The sequence below is a fragment of the Yersinia sp. 1252 StPb PI genome (assembly GCF_048593885.1).
Classification (GTDB): domain Bacteria; phylum Pseudomonadota; class Gammaproteobacteria; order Enterobacterales; family Enterobacteriaceae; genus Yersinia; species Yersinia enterocolitica_E.
This window is the reverse complement of the sequence record NZ_JAZGQE010000179.1, coordinates 1-8,888: the sequence shown is the minus strand read 5'-3', so window position 1 is coordinate 8,888 and position 8,888 is coordinate 1. Positions and strand designations below refer to the sequence as shown.

Sequence of the window (8,888 nt, the reverse complement as noted above, 5' to 3'; positions counted from 1 at the left end):
CGCAGCACGGTGGAGTAACCGAACATTTCGGATAACGGCACTTCTGCGCGGATAATCTTCCCGCCGCCAATCATCTCTTCCATGCCTTGTACCAAGCCACGGCGAGAGGAAAGGTCGCCCATCACATTACCGGCGTACTCTTCCGGTGTTTCTACTTCCACACTCATCACGGGTTCCAGAATCACCGGTGACGCCTGTTTGACCGCTTCTTTAAAACCAAAGATGGCAGCCATTTTAAACGCCAGTTCCGATGAGTCCACTTCGTGATAGGAACCGAAAGTCAGTGTTACTTTCACATCCACTACCGGATAACCGGCCAATACACCGGTATTGGTGGCTTCGAGTACACCTTTCTCTACCGCACCAATATATTCACGCGGGACCACACCGCCTTTAGTTGCATCAACAAACGCAAAGCCGCAGCCCGCTTCCTGCGGTTCGAGGGTAAAGACCACATGGCCATATTGCCCCTTACCGCCAGACTGGCGCACAAATTTGCCTTCGACGTCAGTCACGGTTTTACGCACAGTTTCACGGTAGGTCACCTGTGGTTTACCGATATTGGCTTCCACACCGAACTCACGTTTCATCCGATCGACAATTATCTCCAGATGTAACTCGCCCATACCGGAAATAATAGTCTGGCCTGATTCCTCGTCAGTACGGATACGGAACGACGGATCTTCTGATGCCAACCGTTGCAATGCGATCCCCATTTTCTCCTGATCGACTTTGGTCTTCGGTTCAATCGCTTGCGAAATCACTGGTTCGGGGAACTCCATCCGTACCAAGGTAATCACGGCATCCGGGTCACATAACGTCTCGCCGGTGGTGACATCTTTCAAACCGACACAGGCCGCAATATCACCGGCGCAGATTTCATCGACTTCAATGCGGTTGTTGGCATGCATCTGAACAATACGGCCAATACGCTCTTTCTTGCCGCGAATCGGGTTATAAACGCTATCACCTTTTCGCAACACACCGGAGTAAACCCGCACGAATGTTAACTGGCCGACGTAGGGGTCAGTCATCAGTTTAAATGCCAGTGCCGAGAATTTTTCATTATCATCGGCGCGGCGACTGACTTCATTGCCCTCTTCATCAGTGCCACTGACCGGTGGGATATCGACCGGTGACGGCATCAGTTCAACCACCGCATCCAGCATCCGTTGCACGCCCTTGTTTTTAAAGGCACTGCCGCACATCATGGGTTGTATTTCGCCCGCAATGGTACGGATACGCAGACCTTGGGTGACCTCTTCCAGCGTCAGGTCACCGGTCTCCAGATACTCGGTCATTAGCGCCTCAGAGGCTTCAGCCGCTTCAGCGACCATCTTCTCGCGCCACTGATTGGCGGNTGCCAGCAAGTTTTCCGGGATCGGGGCGTAACTGAATGTCATACCCTGAGAGGCTTCATCCCAGATAATGGCCCGCATCAAACGAAGATCTACCACACCGATAAAGTGCTCTTCACTGCCGATCGGAATCACAATGGGCACTGGATTGGCCTTCAGGCGGTCAATCATCATCTGCCTAACGCGGAAGAAATCAGCACCTGGGCGGTCCATCTTATTGACGAAAGCCAATCGTGGCACGCGGTATTTGTTGGCCTGACGCCAGACCGTTTCTGATTGTGGCTGTACGCCACCGACCGCGTCATACACCATCACTGCACCGTCGAGTACCCGCATAGAGCGTTCCACCTCAATGGTGAAATCTACGTGCCCGGGGGTGTCGATAATATTAATACGGTGTTCCGGTAAGGTACGGTCCATACCTTTCCAGAAGCAGGTCACGGCAGCCGATGTAATGGTAATGCCACGTTCCTGCTCCTGAGCCATCCAGTCAGTTGTCGCGCCACCATCATGCACTTCACCCAGCTTATGACTGACGCCGGTGTAGAACAGAATACGCTCAGTGGTGGTTGTTTTACCGGCGTCGATGTGGGCGGAGATACCGATGTTGCGATAGCGCTCGATAGGAGTTTTACGTGCCATATTAAGTCCTTAAAAGATAATGGCAATTTCGGGGCGGGCGGTTTGCTGCTCTGCCGGGAAGTTGTTAAGTGATGATCTTGGTTGATCAATCGGTCGAGAGCAGTATAGTCCAATTGTACGAATATACACGTACAATTTGATTATTTGTTCTTAAAATATGCAATAATGGCGGCGTACAACGGCTGAGGTAGCTTTCAGCATGGCATAAGAATTAATTGTAGGGTCGACATGGCGTATAGGCTATATTGCGGCGCGCTAAGCTGTGTAGCGGTAACCAAATCAGGCGTGCTGGCCTGTCACTTATCTATAGGAATACTATGATTGCAAATCACCCTGAGCGTGAGCAGATCCGGCTGGAAAATGTGCTGACGGCTTTAGGTAATCCGCTGCGGTTAGCGGTAGTACGTAGGTTGGCGGCTGGTGGGGAGCATGCATGTGGCACCTTAGTGCAAGGGTTGTCTAAATCCACCCTGACCCATCATTGGCGCGTATTGCGGGAAAGCGGTGTTATCTGGCAGCGGCCTTGCGGGCGCGAGAGTTTGCTATCACTGCGACGCGATGATATCGATGCCCGTTTCCCCGGTTTATTGGATGTGTTGTTGAGCGCGGTGGAGAATGATGCAACCACCGATGAATCAACGGCGAAGCATCTGCCGGAGTGAGTTGAGGGCGACAGTGGCTATTTGCCGCCCTCAGTCAAAAGGTTAAATCTCTTGGGCGTGCGCCAAAACAAAATCTTCCGCTTCTTTCGACCACAAACCGTCGGTTTTACGCAAAATAGCCTGGAGTTGCTGTAATAACGGCAGCTCTTGTGATTGACTCATCAACTCACTTAATGATGTCAGCGGGATATTTTTACCGGTATAGACCAATTTCTTACCACCAATAATCTGCGGTAGATTTAAGGTGGTCTCTGCCGCGTCATTTAAACCCAGAATATGGGAGACCACTTTGCCGGCATTCACCTTCTTCGTTTCAATTAATTTTACCGCTTCGCGCATATCATCGGTATTACCGCCAGAGGTACCGACATAATGGGTAAATGAATAATGGATATCGTAGAAATTAACCGACGCCATAAAATTCTTATCCTGCGGGCCGGCAAAGAAATTAAAGCAGCCGTCCGGTGCCAATAAGCTTGAAGCCAGGGTGACTAATTCTGCAGAAGGTACGAAGACAAATATATCGTCGTAGCCTTTTCCGCCAGTCAGAGCCATTAAACGCTCAAACTGATCCTCTGTTTGTTTGGTATTGAGATAATGTACTGCTGTTGATGATTCGCTCGGATACAGGCGGGCGGCATAGTCTAGTTTTTGCTGGTGACGGTCAGTTATCACCAGTAATTGTGGATTGACTGGCCCGTGCAGCGCGTAATCAATGGCCAATAATCCCATCGGGCCAGTACCGCCGAGAATTAGCACATTCCCACCAGGTTTTATGCCCATTTTATGCTGGTATGTGCCGGGAATAAGATGGTAATTGGCGTTAAATGCGCCGATAACACAAGAAAGTGGTTCTACCAAGGATCCTTCGAAATAGCTTTCACCTTCATAAGGTAGCAGACAGTCTTGTTCCATCACCTCATTAGGGATAACCACATGGGTGGCTTCGCCGCCGACATAAGGGAATGAATAGCCTGGGCAGTCAGGGCGGTCGGGTAATTGCAAGTTGGCTTGAATCACATAACGGCTGCCGGGTTTAAATTTATGCTGCCATTTTTTACCCACTTGTAAAATATCACCGCAAAATTCATGACCGATAATAATCGGATTTTCTGCCACATTATCCGGCACCTTTTTATGCTCAGCCCCCAGATTGGCCTCTTTCCACGAAGAAAGACAAATACTGTCGGTCACTACCGTGGCCAGAATTTCATCATCATTTATTTCCGGTAAGGTGAAGCTTTCCAGTCGTAGGTCATTCTTACCATATAAACGCAATGCTTTGGTCTTCATTTGGAACCACCTCAATCATTTTTAAATATAAAAAAACAGCAGATCGAATAAAAAATCTCCCCGGCATAAATCAGGAAAGAATGCCAAGCCATGAGCCTAAAATACCAAGGCCAAACAAGGAGAAGATAAGCCAGATAGGGTTAATTTTACGTTTGAGTAATCGCATCATTAACAGGGTTAGTGCCAGTGCCAACAGGCCGGGACAGAGCTGATCCAGAATGTTTTGCACCGTCATGGTTACCGTGCTGCCGTCCTGTGCCGGTGTTTTCGAAATCACCAGTGGCACATTGATGCTGGTCCATTTGGTGACCAAAACCCCCATGATAAACAGGCCCAGAATGGATGCGCCTTCCGTCAGTTTTTGTAGCAGATTGCCGCCAAGGTCTTTGACGATATTGACTCCCTTGGTAAAGCCGTATTGCAGGCCAAACCATTTCAATGCCAGACGAACAGAGTTGAAGGATAAGAAGAACAGTATCGGGCCTAGTACATTGCCATTTAGCGCCAGCGAGGCCCCCAAGGCTGCGGTGATTGGGCGTAAGGTTCCCCAGATCAATGGGTCACCGACTCCGGCCAATGGCCCCATTAACCCGACTTTCAGACTATTAATTGCCCCTTCATCAATGTCGGCCCCATTGGCTCGCGCTTCTTCCATCGCCGCCGTCACCCCGATAACCGGGCCACAGACGGCGGGAGTGGTGTTGAAGAACACTAAATGACGTTTTAAGGCAGCAACCTGATCTTCTTTCAGTGGGTACAAACGCTTGATTGCGGGCACCATGTCATAGCAAAAACCTAAGCCGTGGATACGTTCATAGTTAAAAGAGGCTTGTTGCAAGTTACTGCGTAAGAACATTTTAAACAGATCAGAGCGAGTTAATTGTTTGTGAGGTGTGCTCATTTCAGCGTCTCCTAATCTTCTAATTCATCAAGTTTGGCGTGGCTGGCTGACGTCGCAGGAGCCGCCGGTTTCTGATACAGAGGATTTAACTGGATATATAGCAAGGCAATAATCAGGCCGATGCCACCGAAGGCGAGCAGGCTGAAACCAAGGTAGCCACCGACAATAAAACCTAGGAAGAAGAAGGGCATAAGGTATTTCACGCCCATCATGTTGAGTACCATGGCATAACCGACCACCACAATAAATCCGCCCGCGATTTGTAACCCATGGGTGACCACGGTTGGAATCGCGCTGAGCATGTGACTGACGGTATCGGCACTGACAAAGATGGATACGATCAAAACCGGTATCGCCACGCGCAGAGCCTGAACCAGTAGGGCTGAGACATGCATTAAGTCGATCATGGCAAAGTTGGCTTTTTCTGCGGCCCTATCTGCTGCGTGCTGGAAAACCACGGTAATGGTACGGGCGAACACTGTCAGCACCTGACCGGCTGCCGCCACGGGTAGGGCGATAGCAATCCCGGTGGCAATGTTTTGATGGCCGACAATCACCAGAATGGTTGAGATAATACTGGCGAGGGCGGAGTCGGGGGATTGCGCCGCACCGACGTTCATCCACCCGAGGGCGATCAATTCCAAGGTACCGCCGAGAATCACGCCGGTGGTCATATCACCGAGGATCAGGCCAGTAATGGTACAGGCGATTAATGGCCGGTGAGTTTGAAATTCATCCAGCACACTGCCCATACCGGCGATGCATGAGAAAATAAAGATTAAGATTATCTGTACTAAACTTATTTCCATGGTGGACCCCTTTCGGCAATATATTCCTATTAACCCTGGCCACTATCGCCATGGATTATCATTAAATAGTTTCATTGCCCAGGTTGAGTAATCGGATTTAAATGTTTAATAAAACCTGAGTTATTATTTGTCGGTTGTGTTAAATGTCGTTATTTAGACTCCAGTTCACGTATTTTTTTAATCACATCTACCTGTGGGTCGGAAGTGACTACCCGTAAATCCAAATGTACGCCACGTTCAGCTAATGCATAAAAGGCTTTAATATCTTCCTGATCAACTGATACTGCTTTAGTTAATTGCCTTTTACCTTGTTTAAATGCCATGCCACCAATATTAATAACTTCAATCTTCACACCTTGATCCACCAGGCGCAAAACATCGGTCGGATTGGTAAATAAATAAAACACGGTATCATTACTGTAATTAGGATTGTGGTAAACCGCGACGGCTTTTTCTATATTAACCACGTTTACTTTTATTCCCGGAGGTGCTGCCTGTTTTAATAACGTTTTACGAATATCATCGTTATAGACTTCGTCGCTACAGATAATAATCCGCCCAGCTTTGGCCTCTTTCGCCCATACCGTGGTGACCTGACCGTGAATCAGCCGGTCGTCAATTCTTGCCAGATTGATTTTCATATAAAGTCGGCCTCTTCTTCTTCGACATTCTGTAAGTGGTGGAATGACTGCACACACTGCGCGCCGATTTCCAGTAAGTAATCAGCCAATTCTCTTACTGCCATCGAGTGCTGGTTATCGACAATTTCCAGTGCCAGTGGTAGTGATAACCCACTGATAACTTGAATGTTGTGATTGTTGAATGCCAACCGTGCGGCAGCGTTGTATGGGCTGCCACCTTGCAAATCAACCGCAATCAGCCAAGAGCAACTGTCACTATGTGCCATCACATCCTGCATTTTTGTCACTAAATCTTCGGCATTTTCACCACGGTTAAATAACAGCGGGGTAATATTTTGTGTTTCGCCATACACCATATTGACGGAGTTAAGCATTGAAACCGCTAAATCACCGTGAGCGCAAAAAATGACACTAACCATCATGCCTCCTGTTTAGCCTCGGGTTTTACCACCGGCAATGTTGTAGGTAACGCCGGTAATATAGCTGGCACGTTCGGATAATAAGTAAGTCACAAAATCAGCCACTTCTGATAGTTTTCCAGCCCGGCCAATTGGAATGGCATTCTTGGTATAACCGTCACGCAACTGCTCAACCGTTATATTACGGGTGTAGGCCAGTGCTTCTTCATAATCCAGGGTGCGCAAACCGGTTTTCTCCAAAATACCCGGGGCGACGCCCACCACACGGATACCGTATTTTCCCAGTTCTTTGGCCCAGGAGCGGGTAAAACTATATAGTGCGGCTTTAGTTGCGGCATAACAGCTTTGTCCTTCAGAGCCTTCTAATCCACTTTCCGACGTGAGATTAATAATGACACCGCGTTTATTCTCAACCATATTGCGTGCCACGGCTTGTGACATCAGATACACCCCTTTCTGATTCACATTTACCATTTTTTCAAATTCGTTATCTTTCAGTTCATATTGGCTGTGGCTCTGTTTCGGATCGACCAGCAGACGGGGGAGATTAATCCCGGCATTATTAACTAATGCATCAATATGCCCATGTTGGGTTAGAATATTATCAATTGCAGTCTGTACACTGCTACGGTCTGAAATATCCAATTGAATAAAATTCAGCTGTGGATTATTTTTAATGCCACCGTCAAGTTTATTAACATCGGCTAATTGCACCTTGGCACCTGCCGCCAGTAACTCTTCCACAATAGCGTAGCCAATCCCTGATGCACCACCGGTTACAATGACAACTTTATCTTTTAAATTAAGCCAATCGTTCATAGAAATTCCCTGCTGTTCTGAATTTTGCTAATACTCAGCCATACACCCTAAGGCGCAATTAATTGAGTTGTTTTTGATATAAAGAGGAAAGGTTAATGATGACTGACAGTAAGCTTTTCCTCATTGTATTTCTTTAGCTGCTTTTTATGCCGTTAGTTTGAGTATCTCCTCAGCAGTTTCTTTCGTGGTCACCAGACTATTAATATACTTTCCTTTAATTGCTCCGATGATCCCGCTGATTTTTTCATGGGAATGCGCAATACCGATGGAATAACGGGCTTTTTTAATTTTCTCTAAGTCGATAGTGATCGTCTTATCGCTAATGTAGGTTTCCACCGGGTTGCCCTGCAAATCGTAAAAACGTGAACAAATATCGCCAGCAACCTGTCGGTCATTAAAGTGATCAATAACATCACTGCCATAAAAAGCGCGCCAGGTGGAATTCCCCGAGATATTGGGTGAACCAATACCGAATATAGCGATATCCAGCCGCTGCCAATAGTCAGCGATAGCCTGATAATGCTGAGATTGCACAATGCCATCACGGATAACACTTTTTTCCAGAATTGCCGGGAAATCGATCAACAATGACTCGCCTTTTAATTTCATTGCGGCGCTATAAACCAGGGTATTCACATGATAACGGCTTTCCAGCTTACCTGAGGGGCCACCCACCATTGGGATACAGGTTAACTGACGCGATACCGGTGATATATCCATTTGCTCAATCAGGGTGGCAATTGCACTGCCCCAAGAGAAGCCGAGAATATCGCCATTTTCAATAATTCGGTTCAACAATGCGGCACACTGTTTTGCCATTAATATCAACTGATGTTCTGGCGATTGATCATGCTCTGAAGAGACGACAATCGCCTCACGTAATTTAAAGCGCGACTTCAACTGCTGTTCCAGTAACAGATTCTCGTTATAGTTATAATTGATTGAAATAGTAACAATGCCCTGTTCGCGTACTTTTTTTAGCATTCGGCTGATACTGGTGCGATAAATACCGAGCGCGCGTGCTATCTCCGCTTGCGTGAAGTTTTGCTCGTAATACATTTGTGCAATTTTCACCATCAGGCGCAGATCGTCGCTCTTTTCCATTTTCAACCTCTTGCACATTTGTGCAAATGTCATTAAGTTATCTATGGCTTGATATAATCACTTTCCATTTTTGAAGTCAAAAGCACAATATAACGAATAACTTCCAATATCTTCCATAAAAAACCAATTCAAACGCTATTACCCACTTTAGTTATTGCACAGATGTGCATTCATATTTAATGAATTGATTTATATTAAATAAATTGAAATAGGGTTTTTGTGTGCAGCAACGATCTTGAC

General features: G+C 47.1%; 9 protein-coding genes. 1 reads left to right on the top strand and 8 read right to left on the bottom strand.

All coding sequences use genetic code 11. The features are described 5' to 3' along the window. A partial coding sequence (gene fusA / locus V2A85_RS19480) for an elongation factor G (protein WP_420072133.1) occupies window positions 1–2,000 on the bottom strand: 2,000 nt, incomplete at its 3' end. A gap of 317 nt (window positions 2,001–2,317) precedes the next feature. Here fusA and V2A85_RS19475 point away from each other — a divergent pair. Next, complete coding sequence (locus V2A85_RS19475; RefSeq protein WP_005181869.1) at window positions 2,318–2,662, top strand: ArsR/SmtB family transcription factor; 345 nt, start codon at window positions 2,318–2,320, stop codon at window positions 2,660–2,662. Between the two features lie 42 nt (window positions 2,663–2,704). Here V2A85_RS19475 and V2A85_RS19470 read toward each other — a convergent pair whose 3' ends face one another. The 7 genes from V2A85_RS19470 to V2A85_RS19440 form a co-directional block, all read right to left on the bottom strand. Further along, window positions 2,705–3,955, bottom strand: coding sequence for a zinc-binding dehydrogenase (locus V2A85_RS19470; protein WP_420072132.1), 1,251 nt, complete (start codon window positions 3,953–3,955; stop codon window positions 2,705–2,707). 70 nt (window positions 3,956–4,025) lie between these two features. Further along, complete coding sequence (locus V2A85_RS19465; RefSeq protein WP_083160339.1) at window positions 4,026–4,856, bottom strand: PTS system mannose/fructose/sorbose family transporter subunit IID; 831 nt, start codon at window positions 4,854–4,856, stop codon at window positions 4,026–4,028. Window positions 4,857–4,867: 11 nt separating this feature from the next. After that, window positions 4,868–5,665: a PTS mannose/fructose/sorbose transporter subunit IIC gene (locus V2A85_RS19460; RefSeq protein WP_193784718.1), complete on the bottom strand. Its 798-nt coding sequence runs from the start codon at window positions 5,663–5,665 to the stop codon at window positions 4,868–4,870. 149 nt (window positions 5,666–5,814) lie between these two features. After that, complete coding sequence (locus V2A85_RS19455) at window positions 5,815–6,306, bottom strand: mannose/fructose/sorbose PTS transporter subunit IIB (RefSeq protein ID WP_372558090.1); 492 nt, start codon at window positions 6,304–6,306, stop codon at window positions 5,815–5,817. Continuing rightward, complete coding sequence (locus tag V2A85_RS19450; RefSeq protein WP_372559831.1) at window positions 6,303–6,725, bottom strand: PTS sugar transporter subunit IIA; 423 nt, start codon at window positions 6,723–6,725, stop codon at window positions 6,303–6,305. Before V2A85_RS19450 ends, V2A85_RS19455 begins: the two co-directional genes overlap by 4 nt. 12 nt (window positions 6,726–6,737) lie before the next feature. Continuing rightward, a complete protein-coding gene (locus V2A85_RS19445; RefSeq protein ID WP_372558091.1) occupies window positions 6,738–7,544 on the bottom strand; it encodes an SDR family oxidoreductase in 807 nt (268 codons plus the stop codon). A gap of 144 nt (window positions 7,545–7,688) precedes the next feature. Beyond that, window positions 7,689–8,648, bottom strand: a complete 960-nt coding sequence (locus V2A85_RS19440; protein ID WP_083160323.1) for a sugar-binding transcriptional regulator — start codon at window positions 8,646–8,648, stop codon at window positions 7,689–7,691. Between the last annotated feature and the right edge of the window lie 240 nt (window positions 8,649–8,888).

Coding starts and splice junctions, on each gene's coding strand:
- V2A85_RS19475 (WP_005181869.1), top strand. CDS start 2,318: ATGATTGCAAATCACCCTGAGCGTGAGCAGATCCGGCTGGAAAATGTG.
- V2A85_RS19470 (WP_420072132.1), bottom strand. CDS start 3,955: ATGAAGACCAAAGCATTGCGTTTATATGGTAAGAATGACCTACGACTG.
- V2A85_RS19465 (WP_083160339.1), bottom strand. CDS start 4,856: ATGAGCACACCTCACAAACAATTAACTCGCTCTGATCTGTTTAAAATG.
- V2A85_RS19460 (WP_193784718.1), bottom strand. CDS start 5,665: ATGGAAATAAGTTTAGTACAGATAATCTTAATCTTTATTTTCTCATGC.
- V2A85_RS19455 (WP_372558090.1), bottom strand. CDS start 6,306: ATGAAAATCAATCTGGCAAGAATTGACGACCGGCTGATTCACGGTCAG.
- V2A85_RS19450 (WP_372559831.1), bottom strand. CDS start 6,725: ATGGTTAGTGTCATTTTTTGCGCTCACGGTGATTTAGCGGTTTCAATG.
- V2A85_RS19445 (WP_372558091.1), bottom strand. CDS start 7,544: ATGAACGATTGGCTTAATTTAAAAGATAAAGTTGTCATTGTAACCGGT.
- V2A85_RS19440 (WP_083160323.1), bottom strand. CDS start 8,648: ATGGAAAAGAGCGACGATCTGCGCCTGATGGTGAAAATTGCACAAATG.